Here is a 14,573-nt window from a genome sequence, read left to right as displayed (position 1 = left end):
TAGGCCGGGTGTGCCGTTAACCGATGTGCACGGGGTTGGGGAACATCGGTACAGCCATTAACGCTAAGCATTTGATCATGGTCGGCGCATCGTGATCACTTAGCACAAGTGATCCGTTTCGCGTGGGTCTTCGGTGGAAGATCCACGGCCGCTCACGACCAGGTGGTTACGTCCGCCGCATGCCAGTGGAGTTCTTATCTGACGATCAGGCCGCGTCGTACGGGAAGTTCAACGAGGAGCCGACCCGGCCGGAGCTGGAGCGGTTCTTCTACCTCGACGACGAGGACCGCAAGCTGATCGCGAAACGGCGCGGGGACCACAACCGACTCGGGTTCGCGCTACAGATGTGCACTGTGCGCTTCATCGGCCGGTGTCTGCCGGACGATCCGCTCGATGTGCCGTGGGTGGTGATCGAGCACATCGCCGAGCAACTCGGCATCGAGGACGTCTCGTGCGTCAAGGCGTACACCGAGCGCAAGCCGACGGCGTACGAGCACGCGTGGGAGATCCGGGACGCGTACGAGTATCACGAGTACGACGATCCGGAGTGGGGGCGGAAGTTCCGGACGTTCCTGCACGGGCGGGCGTGGACCGCGCATTCGGAGGGGCCGAAGGCTCTGTTCGACTATGCGGTGGGCTGGCTGCGGAAGAACCGGGTGCTGCTGCCCGGTGTTTCCGTGCTGGCGCGGCAGGTTTCCGAGGTCCGCACGATCGCGGACAAGCGCCTGCACACCACGGTCGCCAAGGCGGCCTGGCGGGCGGACCCGTCGCTGCCCGCCGACCTGGTGGCGCTGCTGGAGACGCCGAAGGGCAGGCGGTACTCGTACCTGGAGGCCTTCCGCCGGCCGCCGACGAAGACCACGGGGACGGCGATGAAGCGGGCGCTGGAGCGGGTGGATGAGATCGCCGTGTACCGGCTGGGGCGGGTGAAGCTGGACAAGCTCCCGCCGAACCGGCTCGCCGCGCTGGCCCGTTACGGCCTGGGGTCGAAGGCGACGAGCCTGGAGCGGGCGAGCGAGCCGAAGCGCACCGCGATGCTGACCGCGGTGATGCGGCACATGGAGGCCAAGGCCATCGACGACGCGCTGGAGCTGTTCACGGTGCTGATGTCGACCAAGCTGCTCAGCACCGCGAAGCGGCTCACGAACAAGGACCGCCTCTCCACGCTGCCGCAGCTGGAGAAGGCGTCCCGCATCACCGCCCGCATGTCGAAGGTGTTCATGGAGGAGCTGGAGCACATCGAGGAGAGCGGCAAGGCGGTGGACGCGGCCGCGATGTGGAAGGCCCTGGAGGAGATCGCGCCGAGGGCCCAGCTGTGGAGCGCGGCCACCACGGTGGCGAGCCTGGTCCCGGAGGACGACGACTCGGCGGAGATCGCGATCCGCGAGGCGCTGGCCAACCGCTACAACACGGTGCGCCCGTTCCTGTCGCTGCTCGGCGACACCAAGATGCTCGGCGCGGCCCCGGCCGGGGAGCGGGTCCTGGCCGCGGTCAAGGGCCTGCCCGCGCTCAGCCGGCGCCAGGTGACGAAGAAGCCGCTGCTGAAGCGGGAGGTCGACGACAAGGTAGTGCCGCCGTACTGGCGCAAGGCGGTGTACGCGAACAAGGACCTGCCGCAGGGCGCGGTGGACCGCGACGCCTATGTGGTGTGCGTGCTGGAGCAGCTGTACCGGGCGCTGGTCAGCCGCGCCATCTTCGCTTCCCCCTCGCACCGCTTCTCCAACCCGCGCGCCCGTCTGCTGGACGGCAAGCCGTGGCTGGCGGTGCGCGAGGACGTACTGGCGGGCCTGAGCCTGGAGGCGCCCGTCGAGGAGCATCTGGCGGAGCTGGTGCGGGTACTGGACGCGGCGTGGAAGCAGATGGCCGAACGCCTCGAAGAGGCCGGCGCGGATGCGAAGGTCAGCATCGAGGTGCAGCCCAACGGGCGGGCCAAGCTGAACGTGGACGCGCTCGGGGCACTCGGGGTGCCCAAGTCGCTGGCCTGGCTGCGGCGCCGGGTGGAGAAGATGCTCCCGAAGATCGACCTGCCGGACCTGTTGTTCGAAGTGCACTCCTGGACCGGGTTCCTGGACGCCTTCGTGCACCTGGGCGACGGCAAGACCCGCATAAAGGACCTCACCACCTCGGTCGTCGCGCTCCTGGTGAGCGAGGCGTGCAACATCGGCATGACCCCGGTGACCAACCCCGGCCACGAGGCGCTGACCCGCTCCCGGCTGGTCCACGTCGACCAGTACTACCTTCGCGCCGACACCATCGCCGCGGCCAACGCCGCCCTGATCGCCGCCCAGGCGAAGGTCCCGATCGTGGCGCACTGGGGCAACGGACTGCTTGCCTCCGTCGACGGACTGCGCTTCGTCGTCCCGGTCCGCTCCATCAGCACCGCCCCGAACCCGAAGTACTTCGGATTCAAGCGCGGCATCACCTGGCTGAACGCCGTCAACGACCAGGTCTTCGGCATCGGGCAGATGGTCGTCCCTGGCACGCCCCGCGACTCCCTGCACATCCTGGACGCCCTGCTGAACCTCGACGGCGGGGTGAAGCCGGAAATGGTCGCCACCGACAACGCCTCGTACTCGGACATGGTGTTCGGCCTGTTCAAGATCCTGGGCTACAACTTCTCCCCGCGGTTCAAGGACCTGGACGACCAAAGGTTCTGGCGGGCGGAGATGGACGGGATCGAGACCGGCGGCTACGGGCCGCTGACGGACCTGGCCCGCACGAACAAGGTGAACCTGAAGAAGGTGACCACCCAGTGGGAGGACATGCTGAAGGTGGCCGGCTCGCTGGTCACCAACCAGGTGCGGGCCTATGACCTGCTGCGGATGTTCGGCAACCATGGACGACCGACGCCGCTGGGGCAGGCGTTCGCCGAGTACGGGCGCATTGCCAAGACCCTGCACCTGCTCCAGGTCGTCGACCCGGTCGATGACACCTACCGACGGCAGATGGGCAAGCAGCTGTCCGTCCAGGAGTCCCGCCACACGCTCGCCCGGGACATCTGCCACGGCAAGCGGGGCACCATCCACCAGGCATACCGAGACGGCATGGAGGACCAACTCGGATCGCTGGGACTGGTGCTGAACGCCGTCGTGCTCTGGACGACGAAGTACATCGACGCTGCGGTCGCCCAGCTGCGTGCCGAGGGCCACGAGATCAGCGATGAGGATGTCGCCCGCCTCTCCCCGCTGAAGTTCAAGAACCTCAACGTCCTGGGCCGCTACAGCTTCACCCCCTCCACCCCGCGCCAGGGCCTGCGTCCGCTGCGCGACCCGGACGCTCCCGAGCTCGACGATGACGAAGACGGGGACGAGTGGGCCGCCCCGGCACAGGACTCGTCAACTTCTCGCAGTACTACGACTGGGCTGGGAGCAGGGTGAGGCGAACGCTTCGGCCCTCCAGGTGGAAGCTGAGAGGAGAGTGATGAACGAACCGGACGATATGGCCCTTAGAACCCGTCTTTGAACGGCCCTCGAGCAGACTGTCGGGAGAGATCGCGGGAACGCCTCCTCTGATTGGGAACGCATCGAGCCTTCTCGCCGGGCTGAGCGGTCATCGATCGCCCGGCCGTCTCGCTGCCGGGGCGGTTGCGGCAACTCTGATGGACGCGCATCAAGGTGCGAGCGATGAGGTCTCGCGGCACTTCGCCGCCTGGGCAGCGGCTCAGCGGGCGCGGCGGATGGGCTGCCTGGTCTGGGTGGGATTGGTGGTGAGGAAGTCCAGGATGGCCCGATAGACCGGCTCCGGCTTCTCCATCACCAGGAGGTGGGATGTGCCGGGTACGACGGCGAGCTCGGACTCGGGGATCGCCCGGTAGAGCGCGATCGTGTGCTCCAGCGTTACCGCGTCGTCGTCCCCGGACATGACGAGGGTGCGGCTCGCGATGCGGCCGAGGTCGTCCTCTGTCAGGTTCGGCTCGGACCGCGCCATGCGCAGCAGCTTGTCCACGACGACGGGGAAGTGTTCCTGGCCGTCGGGTGACACTTCGCCGTAGCGGGCACCCAGGTACGGCACGGCCTCGGCGAATCCGTCCAGAACGCCGGGCACCAGGCCGCCGTGTCGGAAGTTGCCGCTGATCAGGACGAGACGCCGCACGAGGTCGGGGCGGCGCATCGCGACGATCATCGCCACGTTCGCGCCGTCGCTGTGGCCGACCAGGTGCGCCGGGCCGCCGACCGCCTTCTCCAGGAAGGCGATCATGTCGTCGGCCATGACGTCATACGACAGCGGGCCATGGACGTCGGGTGTGTGGCCGTGACCGCGCCGGTCCACCGTGATGACGCGCAGGCCATCGAGAACGGGCAGGGCCGGGACGAACATCCGCGAGTCGACGAAGCCACCGTGGAGCAGGACGACGGGTTCACCGTCGCCCTGCTCGTCGTACCAGGTCGCAACCTCACCGAGCTGAATGATCGCCATATGATCCATTGTGGCCCACGTGGGACAGCGACGGCATCGGCGGGTCGCCCTGAAGAAGATCGACGTCGTCGGCTACGCCGTCTGGGCCGGCATCGGAGCCATCGGCGCGGCCGTCCTCGGTCCGGTGTTCCGACTGACACGCATTCCGTGTGCCGGTCAGCCGATCGTCCTGGCTGCCCGGCACACGGACTCCGGCCTTGAGGGCCATCGGGGCAGCCGTTAGCGCCAAGGGCTGCCCCGATGGTCCCCAAGGCTGTAGACATCGGCCCCGACCACGAGTTCGACGCCGGGATGGTCGCCGTCGCACGGCGACAGGTCGAACGGATGCGGATGATGGAATGGGAACTTACGGGCGCCCACCCGAGCGACGTCGACCCAGACGCCGAGTGATTCTCACAAACGACCATCTGTGAGAGTTCTGAGAACAGCCCCCGGGTGATCACGTTTCCGCAGGTCACCATTCGCAAAAGTCCTCTCGAAACCGGCGTGTTGTGCGAGGTAGTTCTGAGAGACTGCCGTCATGGACTTGACGCCCGATCAGGCCGCATTGGCGGTAGAACGTCACGACTGCCCGAACTGTGACGCGCCCGCCGGCAGCGCCTGCCGCACCCGGGGCGGGAAGACCGCCGCGAAGTACCACACCCCGCGCTTCGTCCTCGTCCCCGCGCTCCGCGAGGAACTGGAGATCCCCGTCCCCGCCGACCGGCTCCCCGGCCGTGCATGGAAGCAGGGCCCGGCGCTCGCCGTCGTCCCCGCGCCCCGCACCGAGCGGCCGGTGCGGATCGGGTACGCGAGGACGTCGACCGCCCGCCAGGAGCTGGCGAGCCAGCTCGAAGCCCTCCACCGGGCGGAGTGCCACAAGGTCTTCAAGGAGCAAATCAGCACCCGCATCAAGGTCCGGCCCGAGCTGGAGAAGGCGCTCGCGCTAGCCCACCAGTTCAAGGAGGCCGCGCCCGAGACGCCGGTCATCTTCACGGTGCACGAGCTCAAGCGTCTGGCCAGGAACGCGGCCGAGCTGATGACGCTGTCCGCCGAGCTCCAGGCCGGCGGCATCCAGCTCGAACTCCTCACCGGTCCCCTCACCGGGATCTACGACCCCAACGGCATGGGCGCGATGTTCTTCGCGGTGCTCGCCGTCGCCGGGCAGATCGAGCGCAACTACATCCGGGAGAAGACCCTCGAAGGTCAGGTCATCGCCGCGTCCAAGGGCAACCACGGCGGACGCCCGAAGGTCATCGACGACGACATGCTCACCTTCGCCGTCGCGCTGAAGGACAAGGGCGTCCCCGTCCCCGCGATCGCAAAGAAACTGACCATTAAGGTCGGGAAGAACGCGGGCAAGTCCCCCTCTGTCGCCTCGCTGTACCGCGCGCTCGCGGAAGCGGAGGTCACCGCAGTGGACGACGGCCTGCCGCTGCGGCCCAAGCCCGTCCGCATCCGCCGGCCCGAAGACCCGCTCACCGCCGAGGAGATCGACCTCCGTGAACGGCTCCAGACCCAGCCCCACCCGAACGCCGAGCTGCGGTAGAGCCTGCGTGTTACCGGCTGAGGTCGGGTACGTGGCGTCCGTCGTCCAGACGTACGTAGTGCCCTGCGGGATAGTCTGCGTTCAGGGTGAGGTGAGGTCGGCCCGTGTCCGAATCGACAGTCCAGTCTCCGGAGCCGCCGGTGAGGATCAGCGGCGGCTCGTCACCGATCCCGCACTCCGTACTCGGCCCGGTTCTCGTATAGCTACGGCCAGGTGTCGTGTACCTGAGAGTGAGCGGGACTGGCACCGAGGCCAGGGCCCGAGTCACCACATGCGACGGGATCGACGCCGAGCACGTAATGAGGGGCCGTGTACGCCCAAGCCACCAGAGCTCATGTGACGTTCCGCAAGTCAGCGTGACCCGAATTCCCTTGGACGCCAGGCTCAGGCGTCCCGGATACTTGCCTGATGATCAATCAGGCTCCACGCTACGGTGAACGAGTGATCAAGGCTGACTCGGTTCTCGCCGATATGGATGAGGAATACGGCGATGAGTTCGGGAGCCCCGTCCACGGTAACTCGACCCGCCTCAACCACCTGCGTGGCCTGATCACCGCCCAGTCGGTCGAGATCGACGCTGTGCTCCAGAACGTCCTACACATGATTGCGCCGGGCGCACTGGGTAAGAGGAAAAAGTGGACAGCTGGCCAGCTGCACCACGAGGTAGCGGCCTCGCTGTCGGCGGCCGAGGACAGCGACACTGCCGGGCACCTCGACCTCATTGACAAGGCGGTCAAGCGCCGGAACACCTCGGCGCACGGGTCCCTGGACGTCGTCGTCATGCTCGACAAGGCTCCGCAATACCCAGGGGACTCCGGGGGCACTCGCTACGAACTCGCCTTCCTGAACGGTGAGCAGGTGACGGATGTTGACCTGCTCACCGATCTTGCCTTGCAGCAGGAGGCGCTCCGGGCCGCAGTGCAGATCTGGATTGACCTGCACAGATGAACGTCCCGGATGAGTACCGCGCGACTCCGTCATCAGGCACCCCACACCGGGATACGCCCATGACGAAGAGGAGCGACCCCGCCTTGCAAGGCACGGCACCGACCACCTGATGCCGTCAGGCATGGCCCTGTTCTCGTATAGCTGCCGCCAGGTGGCGAGTAGCTCTCTGTAATCACCCTTGACCTGCGGCGATGCTGCGGAGCCAGTCGCCCGATCGTCGGGTCAGGGAAGCGCTCTGGTGCCCTTCAGTTCGCTGACCTGCGGCTTTCTTTAATTTCGGGATTCGTGAACTCACGGCCGCGGCCCCGTGGGCACCACGACCTCGATCGGGGTCGAGTCGTCCAGCCCCGCGAGGAGGAGAAGAAGACCGCCGACAGTCAGCGGTTCCGGCGGAGCTCATAGCGGTAGACCATGCCCATCAGCTTCCCAGAGGACGCGACCGCCAAGGGCTTGACGCACGGTGCGACAGGGATTATCCGACGCCAAGCCCATGATCACCGGCTTAGCGTTAACGGCTGTACCGCTGTGCCCCAAGGCCGGTGCAGTGGGCGCGGATTGAGTGACGTCATCCGTTCGAGCGGACTGCCCCGGATCGAGTCGCACCAAAAAATCGAACAAGTGCTCTAATTGGGGTATGTCCTTCTCTTTCCCCGACGACCTGGTCCGGGCCCAGCGCGACCGGCTCGCCACCTACCGGCAGCTCGCCGAACCCCGCCCCCGCCACACCACCGCCCTGCGCCGCCGCCTCCTGGACCTGTCCGCCTACCTGCTGTGGCATCCGTTCTGGTCCACCCCGCCCGGCACACCCGCCGCCCGGGTCGAGCTGCGACGGCTCGCCGACCGCCAGGAGCAGCGCGGTACGCGAGCGGCATGACCCGGCCCGACGGCGCTGTCACGTTGGCGGGTGGCGTGGGAGGATCCTCGGGTTGATCGTGGTGGAGGGGGATCGTCCGTGGGGAGCGTGTCGCCGTCGTACAGGGGGCACCGGTACCCGGTGGAGATCATCGCGCACTGTGTGTGGCTGTACTTCCGGTTCCCGCTCAGTTTCCGTGAGGTCGAGGAGCTGGTGCTCGAGCGCGGTGTCATCGTGTCCCACGAGACCGTGCGCCGCTGGTGTCTGAAGTTCGGGCAGGCGTACGCCAACGCGCTGCGCCGCCGACAGCCACGGCCGGGGGACAAGTGGCATCTGGACGAGGTCTTCATCAAGATCAACGGTGAGCAGAAGTATCTGTGGCGGGCTGTCGACCAGGACGGCAATGTCCTGGACATCCTGGTGCAGAACCGGCGGGACACGGCCGCGGCCAGGCGCTTCTTCCGCAGGCTGATGACGACGACGGGCGGGGTGCCGCGAGTGGTCGTCACCGACAGGCTGCGTTCCTACGGCGCCGCCCACCGCGAGGTCATGCCCTCGGTGGAGCACCGCTCCCACAAGGGATTGAACAACCGGGCCGAGAACAGTCACCAGCCGACGAGGCAACGCGAACGGGCCATGAAGGGCTTCCGCAGCGTGGGCGGGGCCCAGCAGTTCCTGTCCGCGTTCAGCGGCATCTCACCCCACTTCCGGCCCCGACGCCACCTGATGACCGCATCCGAACACCGAGCCGAAATGACCATCCGCTTCACCACCTGGGAGCAGATCACCGGCGTCACCGGCCGACCTACCGCGGCCTGAGCCCAGGCCGGCACCCGGCCCCACCACACCTCGACGCACAGTCAGACACCCACACACCCAACAACGTGACAACGCCGTCATGACCGATGCAAGGTCCGGTCACTGCGCAGCGGTATGAAGTTCCAGTCCAGCCTCTGCTCCTCGTCAACTACCGGCGTGTAGCCGTTGAGGGGCTGGTCGGTCTCGAGAGACGTGGCGATCGCCTCCATGAGCAGCGGCAGGGACGTCCACATCTCGTGTGATACGCGCATAATGCCTTCCACGGCCTCGGCTTCGTGGACGCGCCCCCGGTCGATCTCGGGACGATGGTCCAGTACGAGGCAACCCCCGCCGACGTTCCGCGCAATGGGGATCAACTGCGGATGTCCGTACAGGACGAAGCTGGCCCCGATCTTCATGAAGTCGTAGTCCGCCTCCTCTCCTTTCTCATCCGCCGTGCGCTTGTCATAGAATCCGGTGAAAAGTTGCCACGCAGCCGCTATCTCGCGTGCGCTCATCAATCTATAGAACCCTGGCAGCAGCGAGCCCCGCTGATCGAGGAGACCGTCGTGCCGCAGCAGCGACATCACCAAGGGCTTCAGCAGCGGCCGGCCGATGACGCGTTCGACTGCGGCGATGTCCGCCGGATCCGCGGGCGGCGCCAGCGCAGCGTAGGTCGCCGAGGCGTGCTCGGCCAGCCAGTTCTCGATTCGCGTCCAGGACTCACTGATCGGTGCGGTCATAGCACGGCATCCTGCCACCTGGTACTGACAACCTCCGGGAAACACCCAGACGGTGGCCGTGACCCCGATACGTCCGACTGGAGCCGTCTCCGGGCCGTGCGAGGGGACTCAACGATGACAGGCGACGACAACCGCCGACCGCTAACCCGCAGGCCAGAAGGGTGGCGGCTGGAGTACGTGCAGGTCAGAAAGGTGCCGCGTCACTTCTTCGGCTACTGATCGCGCTCGATGGAGCACAGCGCCTCGCGTCCGCCCGTCCTCCAGGTGCGCCGCCACTGGTAGACCGACTTCTCACTCACCCGTAACTCCCGTGCGATGCACGGGACTTCCCCGTCCTCCTCGAAGAGGTCAACGGCCCGCATCCGCACCTCTTCCCGGCGCTTGCGCTGCTCGGCGGTCAGCCCGCCCCCATCCGGATACCGCATGTCTCCGGCGTACCAGCCCGGACGGACCGCGTCACCGGTCCCGACACAGATCCAGACCCCAAGACGCCGAAGTCAGTAGGACAACCCGAGGGCACGGCGCCCTGCAGCCCACGGCGCCCGGCGTCAGCAGGCTTTCGCCGCCTACCCCGCGATGCCGTTCGAGTCGCCAGCAACTTTGCAATAGTGCTTATAGAGTTCGATTGCGACCCGGCTCCTGGGGTGGCTTTCGGTCGGCTCTATAAGCCTATTGTCTGGAAACTTGCAATTCGCTTGATGGGTGGAGGTCCTGTCTATACGTTTGCTCAGGTTGCAGCAGCCAAGGTTGTTGCGTCGGTCGTAAGTGTGCCTGGCCGCAGCACAGCGCATCGCTCGGGGGAGCCAGTTGACACCTCCAGCCCTGCCCTGCTGCGTTCCGGGCCGTCAGGAGGGGGAATCAATTGAGCATCACACGTCAACGGATCGCGGCGGTCATCGGAGCGGCAGGCATCACAGCTGCCCTCATGACCGGCACCGCACCCGCCCATGCGCAGCCCGCCGCCCAAGCACTGAATGCCGATTGCCACAAGGCCGTTCAGTCCGCCGCCGCGCGCGGTGAGCACACCGTCACCTGTACCCAGGCGACCGGGACAACGGCCGCCACGTCCACCGCGATGTCAGCGGCGGCTGGGCTGACATGCAGGGCCGGCTACCTCACCTATGACCGGCACAAGGCGTGCTCGGTGAGCAGCCTGCGGTTCGACATCATCGAGGTGCCCAGCGGGAAGCTTCTGGGCACGATGAACATCCGGGTCACTCAGCGCACGTCGCTGGCGGCCAGGGACTCACGGACTTGGAAGCACACGATCGGTCTTTACCCGACCAGCGCCAGCGGGGCGGCGCGGGGCGTGATCGCAAGTCTGAAGCTGAATTGCGGCAAGTCCGCGAAGACCAAGTGCACGGTGACCTCCGCTCCCGGTGCCAAGGGGCTGTCAGTCAAGAAGGAAACCAGCTTCCCGTTCGCCCTGAAATCACCCGGGTCGAAGACGCTCAAGCACAAGGAAACACCCGTCGTCACCCTGAAGGCGGCCGTCGGGTCACCTGCCACCGGCAGCCTCGCGCAGGCCGCCACCGTGCGCTGCGACTCCGTCAAGGGGATCACGACCAAGGCAGGCGGGTGTGTTCACCCCGGGTACGTTTCTGTCTTCGCGATGTCCCGCACCGACAAGAACGTCAAGGAAGCGGCGCAGCATGTCTGGGACGCGCAGCGCAAGCTGAAGGGGCATCCGGGGCTGCCCGGCGTGGGCAAGCCCCTGCACCGCACCACTGACAAGGCGCTGATTAAGAAGAACCGCGGCAAGGCCTGCCCGAGCAGTCTGCCCCGCCCGACGGGCAAGAGCTGCGATGAGTACCCCTTCGCGTCGACCAAGGAAGGCGGAGCGACGGGTGTCTTCAGCCGCAGGATGATCAACGAGAAGCACAACAGCACCGCCGGTGGATCCAAGTACCTGCTCAAGGCGTACAAGGACAATAGGATCCTGAACGGCGACGCCTTCTGGGTCGCCATCTCCTGACGCCGAGGAGGCACCCGGTATGCCGGAAGAACGCGGGACCACCCGTGTGTGGGTGTATGCCCGTCAGTTCTACATCGTCGACCCCGACCTTGGTACCGACCAGGCACCGGACATCGCGGACGCCGGCAACGGGCTGATCGCCGTCGAGGAGGACGGGGCCGGCATCCTGACCGGACTGACCGTCGGACCGGTCGAGGTCACCGTCACCACGCAAGCGTCCGAGCCACCGCTCCACGAGGGTGACTGGGACGAGGTGGTGGAGACGTCGTTCCTCTCGACCACCGGCTCGGCTCTTGTCGCCTCCTGGGAGGACGGCGAAGCCGAGGACCTGCCCGACCTTGCCCCCAACGGACCGGGATGCTACCGCGTGCGTGTCCATGCCCGCGGCCGCGACGAGGGACGCGCCAAGGATAGTCTCGGCCCGGACGACGACCCGGTCGAGGTCTACCTGCTTCAGGTGTGGCCCGCTCCCGCGGCCGAAGAACGGATCATCCGCCAGACCGACCAGGTCGGCGACGAATGGCGCCAGCTCTAGAAGAACGACGGGTCCGCCGCAAAGCGGCGGACCCGTCGCTGAGAGACCAAGGCTAGAGACAACCGGGCCCCACGCTGAGATACGCAGCAGGAAGCCACGGCTGAGTTCCAGACCAACCCGGCGAGCAGAGATCAACGCCGACGTCGAATGCGAGCGCATCCGGCGCTCTGCCCCGTCAACGGACAGCGGCGACACCAACTGATCTTGACAGCCGAACAACGCCACGGCGCGGTCAGCATCGGTGGCACCAGGCGCGCCCTGACGCACTGTCACCTCAACCGTTCAGGCCCACGGTGGTGGCCCACCTCGGAGGAATGGGGTGGGCCACCGGTTTGTGGCCGGGTCAGCCGCAGTCGTTGCGGTTGATCTTCAGGGATCGGGTCTGGTCGTTGAGGTTGTAGCCGCGCAGGTCGTGGATGGAGCCGCCGCTGCGGGTCACGCACACCCAGCGGCCGGAGTAGTTCCGCTTCTCGTAGACGCGGGCGGTTCGGTCGGAATTGTTCCGGATGGAGCTGCCTCGGTCCCGGATCTCGGAGGGCAGGTCTTTGACGCTGCCGTCGACGGCGCGTCGGACCCAGGGCTGGCCGCCGAAGTTGATCTCGGGGTAGATGCAGACGTAGCCGGACGGGCAGTCGATCGCCGCCTGCACCCCGCCGGCCGGAGAGGAGGCGGAGGCGGTGGTGGCGGGAACGGCGAGCGGCATGAGGGCCAGGGCGGCGAAGGCCGCGACACGCTTCACAGTTTTGATCACGGCACCAGACTTCCCGGCCGTCCTGGCTGGATGCGGGCGATCTTCTGCGCGTTCACTCCGCCAGCGGAGCGCGGAAGAAGCGTGCAGGGCGCGAACACGGCAGGCCGGCCCAGCTCATTACCCCGGCACGGCCGACGAGAACGCCATCACCGCATGTCCCCGTACTCGTCTGAGTGCACCACCAAGTACAGAGATACGTGCACCACGGCACTGTCACGTTGACTGGCCGGGTGGGATGATCTTCTGGTTGGTCGTGCCGGGGAGGGATTCGTTCGTGTCGTCCGCGTCGCCGTCGTACAAGGGCCACCGGTACCCGGTGGAGGTGATCGCGCACACGGTATGGCTGTACTTCCGCTTCCCGCTGTCTTTCCGCGAGGTCGAGGAGCTGATGCTGCAGCGCGGCGTCATCGTCTCCTACGAGACCATCCGCCGCTGGTCCGCCAAGTTCGGCCAGGCCCACGCGGACGGACTGCGCCGCCGTCGGCCACGGCCCGGGGACAGGTGGCACCTGGACGAGGTCTTCGTGAAGATCAACGGAGAGCAGAAGTACCTGTGGCGGGCCGTCGACCAGGACGGCAACGTGCTCGACATCCTCCTGCAGAGCCGCCGGGACAAGGCCGCGGCAGGACGCTTCTTCCGCCGCCTGATGAAGAAGACCCGTACGGTGCCGCGGGTGGTCGTCACCGACAAGCTCCGTTCCTACGGCGCGGCGCACCGCGAGGTCATGCCCTCGGTGGAACACCGTTCCCACAAGGGCCTGAACAACCGGGCCGAGAACAGTCATCAGCCCACGCGGCAGCGCGAACGTGCCATGAAGGGATTCCGTTCCGTAGGCGGGGCCCAGCGGTTCCTGTCCGCGTTCAGCGGCATCTCGCCCCACTTCCGCCCTCACCGCCACCTGATGACCGCCTTCGACCACCGAGCCGAGATGACCGTCCGCTTCCTGATCTGGGACCAGATCACCGGCGCTACCGGCCGGCCCACCACGGGCGCTGTCACGTTGTTGAGGGTGTGAGTGCCTGATGGTGTGTCGGGTGTGGTGGGGCCGGGTTCCGGCTCCGTGCTCAGGCCGCGGTAGGCAGGCCGGTGACGCCGGTGACCTGATCCCAGCTGGCGAAGCGGGTGGTCATCTCGGTGCGGTATTCGCTGGCGGTCATCAGGTGGCGGCGGGGCCTGAAGTGGGGTGAGATGCCGCTGAACGCGGACAGGAACTGCTGGGCTCCGCCGACGGAGCGGAAGCCTTTCATGGCGCGTTCGCGTTGTCGGGTGGGCTGGTGGCTGTTCTCAGCCCGGTTGTTGAGGCCCTTGTGGGCACGGTGCTCGACGGAGGGTATGACCTCGCGGTGGGCCGCGCCGTAGGAACGGAGCTTGTCCGTGACGACCACCCTCGGCACGGCCCCGATTCCCTTGAGGAGCCGACGGAAGAACCGCCTGGCCGCAGCGGTGTCCCGCCGGTTCTGTACGAGGATGTCGAGCGCGTTGCCGTCCTGGTCAACGGCCCGCCACAGGTACTTCTGCTCTCCGTTGATCTTGATGAAGACCTCGTCCAGGTGCCACTTGCCGCCGGGCCGGGGCCGTCGGCGGCGCAGGCCGTTGGCGTAGGACTGCCCGAACTTCAGGCACCAGCGGCGGATGGTCTCGTGGGAGACGATCACGCCGCGCTGCAGCATCAGCTCCTCGACCTCGCGGAGGCTGAGCGGGAAGCGGAAGTACAGCCACACGCAGTGCGCGATGATCTCGACTGGGTACCGGTGCCCCTTGTACGGCGGCGGCGTACTGCCCACGGACAACCCCCTCCACCATGATCAACCCGAAGATCATCCCACCCGGCCAGCCAACGTGACAGTGCCCTCTGTAGCGGATCTGGGGTGTGCTTGTCAGCGGTTTGGATCTTCTGGGTCTGTCGGGGGCCGTGCTCGGTGAGGTTGGTCCGGTCATGACGACCGGAGGGGGCTTCTCGCTGGACGACACCGAGGCGGACCTGCGCGAGAATGAGCCCGACATAGACCAGATCCGTGCTGACCTC

The 14,573-nt window shown here is 66.8% G+C and carries 14 protein-coding genes and 1 pseudogene; 10 read left to right on the top strand and 5 right to left on the bottom strand.

Features of this window, described 5'->3' with window-relative positions:
• Positions 1–179 precede the first annotated feature (179 nt).
• Positions 180–3,377, top strand: coding sequence for a Tn3 family transposase (locus OHA19_RS44515; RefSeq protein ID WP_331734776.1), 3,198 nt, complete (start codon positions 180–182; stop codon positions 3,375–3,377).
• A 283-nt stretch (positions 3,378–3,660) separates the two neighbouring features.
• Here the strand turns inward: OHA19_RS44515 and OHA19_RS44510 are convergent, their stop codons facing one another.
• On the bottom strand, positions 3,661–4,416 hold the full coding sequence (locus OHA19_RS44510; protein ID WP_107408357.1) for an alpha/beta fold hydrolase: 756 nt from the start codon (positions 4,414–4,416) through the stop codon (positions 3,661–3,663).
• 43 nt (positions 4,417–4,459) lie between these two features.
• Between OHA19_RS44510 and OHA19_RS44505 the strand changes: the two are divergent.
• The 6 genes and pseudogenes from OHA19_RS44505 to OHA19_RS44480 all read left to right on the top strand — a co-directional run.
• A pseudogene (locus OHA19_RS44505) lies at positions 4,460–4,546 on the top strand (QacE family quaternary ammonium compound efflux SMR transporter); the annotation flags it as partial.
• A 110-nt stretch (positions 4,547–4,656) separates the two neighbouring features.
• Positions 4,657–4,806 (top strand): hypothetical protein, encoded by a 150-nt coding sequence (locus tag OHA19_RS44500; protein ID WP_177328314.1) that lies wholly within the window; start codon positions 4,657–4,659, stop codon positions 4,804–4,806.
• A 130-nt stretch (positions 4,807–4,936) separates the two neighbouring features.
• Complete coding sequence (locus tag OHA19_RS44495; RefSeq protein ID WP_331734407.1) at positions 4,937–5,944, top strand: recombinase family protein; 1,008 nt, start codon at positions 4,937–4,939, stop codon at positions 5,942–5,944.
• A gap of 408 nt (positions 5,945–6,352) precedes the next feature.
• Positions 6,353–6,892, top strand: a complete 540-nt coding sequence (locus OHA19_RS44490) for a hypothetical protein (protein ID WP_331734405.1) — start codon at positions 6,353–6,355, stop codon at positions 6,890–6,892.
• A 634-nt stretch (positions 6,893–7,526) separates the two neighbouring features.
• Positions 7,527–7,766, top strand: coding sequence for a hypothetical protein (locus tag OHA19_RS44485; protein ID WP_331734401.1), 240 nt, complete (start codon positions 7,527–7,529; stop codon positions 7,764–7,766).
• 78 nt (positions 7,767–7,844) lie between these two features.
• Positions 7,845–8,564, top strand: a complete 720-nt coding sequence (locus OHA19_RS44480; RefSeq protein ID WP_331734774.1) for an IS6 family transposase — start codon at positions 7,845–7,847, stop codon at positions 8,562–8,564.
• 77 nt (positions 8,565–8,641) lie between these two features.
• On the opposite strand, the gene OHA19_RS44475 is transcribed toward OHA19_RS44480, so the two are convergent.
• Together OHA19_RS44475 and OHA19_RS44470 are read right to left on the bottom strand one after the other, a co-directional pair.
• Positions 8,642–9,286 (bottom strand): SMI1/KNR4 family protein, encoded by a 645-nt coding sequence (locus OHA19_RS44475; protein WP_331734397.1) that lies wholly within the window; start codon positions 9,284–9,286, stop codon positions 8,642–8,644.
• Between the two features lie 212 nt (positions 9,287–9,498).
• Positions 9,499–9,711: a helix-turn-helix domain-containing protein gene (locus OHA19_RS44470; protein WP_331734395.1), complete on the bottom strand. Its 213-nt coding sequence runs from the start codon at positions 9,709–9,711 to the stop codon at positions 9,499–9,501.
• A gap of 500 nt (positions 9,712–10,211) precedes the next feature.
• On the opposite strand from OHA19_RS44470, the gene OHA19_RS44465 reads away from it, so the two are divergent.
• Together OHA19_RS44465 and OHA19_RS44460 are read left to right on the top strand one after the other, a co-directional pair.
• On the top strand, positions 10,212–11,261 hold the full coding sequence (locus tag OHA19_RS44465; protein ID WP_331734771.1) for a NucA/NucB deoxyribonuclease domain-containing protein: 1,050 nt from the start codon (positions 10,212–10,214) through the stop codon (positions 11,259–11,261).
• A 19-nt stretch (positions 11,262–11,280) separates the two neighbouring features.
• Entirely contained in the window at positions 11,281–11,796 is a 516-nt protein-coding gene (locus tag OHA19_RS44460) for a hypothetical protein (RefSeq protein WP_331734390.1), read from the top strand.
• A 343-nt stretch (positions 11,797–12,139) separates the two neighbouring features.
• Here OHA19_RS44460 and OHA19_RS44455 read toward each other — a convergent pair whose 3' ends face one another.
• Positions 12,140–12,547 (bottom strand): peptidase inhibitor family I36 protein, encoded by a 408-nt coding sequence (locus OHA19_RS44455; protein ID WP_331734388.1) that lies wholly within the window; start codon positions 12,545–12,547, stop codon positions 12,140–12,142.
• A 235-nt stretch (positions 12,548–12,782) separates the two neighbouring features.
• On the opposite strand from OHA19_RS44455, the gene OHA19_RS44450 reads away from it, so the two are divergent.
• Positions 12,783–13,562, top strand: a complete 780-nt coding sequence (locus tag OHA19_RS44450; RefSeq protein WP_331734768.1) for an IS6 family transposase — start codon at positions 12,783–12,785, stop codon at positions 13,560–13,562.
• A 49-nt stretch (positions 13,563–13,611) separates the two neighbouring features.
• Here OHA19_RS44450 and OHA19_RS44445 read toward each other — a convergent pair whose 3' ends face one another.
• Positions 13,612–14,331 carry an IS6 family transposase gene (locus OHA19_RS44445; RefSeq protein WP_405722983.1) on the bottom strand — a complete coding sequence of 240 codons (720 nt, stop codon included), beginning with the start codon at positions 14,329–14,331 and terminating at the stop codon, positions 13,612–13,614.
• Between the last annotated feature and the right edge of the window lie 242 nt (positions 14,332–14,573).

Origin of the sequence: Streptomyces sp. NBC_00012, assembly GCF_045040875.1 — a bacterium.
Lineage (GTDB): Bacteria > Actinomycetota > Actinomycetes > Streptomycetales > Streptomycetaceae > Streptomyces.
This window is presented reverse-complemented; position numbering and strand designations above follow the sequence as displayed.

What these genes read in the sequence shown, in the direction of transcription:
- OHA19_RS44475 (WP_331734397.1), bottom strand. Translation starts at nt 9,286, where the DNA reads ATGACCGCACCGATCAGTGAGTCCTGGACGCGAATCGAGAACTGGCTG.
- OHA19_RS44515 (WP_331734776.1), top strand. Translation starts at nt 180, where the DNA reads ATGCCAGTGGAGTTCTTATCTGACGATCAGGCCGCGTCGTACGGGAAG.
- OHA19_RS44510 (WP_107408357.1), bottom strand. Translation starts at nt 4,416, where the DNA reads ATGGCGATCATTCAGCTCGGTGAGGTTGCGACCTGGTACGACGAGCAG.
- OHA19_RS44490 (WP_331734405.1), top strand. Translation starts at nt 6,353, where the DNA reads ATGATCAATCAGGCTCCACGCTACGGTGAACGAGTGATCAAGGCTGAC.
- OHA19_RS44450 (WP_331734768.1), top strand. Translation starts at nt 12,783, where the DNA reads ATGATCTTCTGGTTGGTCGTGCCGGGGAGGGATTCGTTCGTGTCGTCC.
- OHA19_RS44500 (WP_177328314.1), top strand. Translation starts at nt 4,657, where the DNA reads ATGGTCCCCAAGGCTGTAGACATCGGCCCCGACCACGAGTTCGACGCC.
- OHA19_RS44485 (WP_331734401.1), top strand. Translation starts at nt 7,527, where the DNA reads ATGTCCTTCTCTTTCCCCGACGACCTGGTCCGGGCCCAGCGCGACCGG.
- OHA19_RS44465 (WP_331734771.1), top strand. Translation starts at nt 10,212, where the DNA reads ATGACCGGCACCGCACCCGCCCATGCGCAGCCCGCCGCCCAAGCACTG.
- OHA19_RS44470 (WP_331734395.1), bottom strand. Translation starts at nt 9,711, where the DNA reads ATGCGGTATCCGGATGGGGGCGGGCTGACCGCCGAGCAGCGCAAGCGC.
- OHA19_RS44460 (WP_331734390.1), top strand. Translation starts at nt 11,281, where the DNA reads ATGCCGGAAGAACGCGGGACCACCCGTGTGTGGGTGTATGCCCGTCAG.
- OHA19_RS44495 (WP_331734407.1), top strand. Translation starts at nt 4,937, where the DNA reads ATGGACTTGACGCCCGATCAGGCCGCATTGGCGGTAGAACGTCACGAC.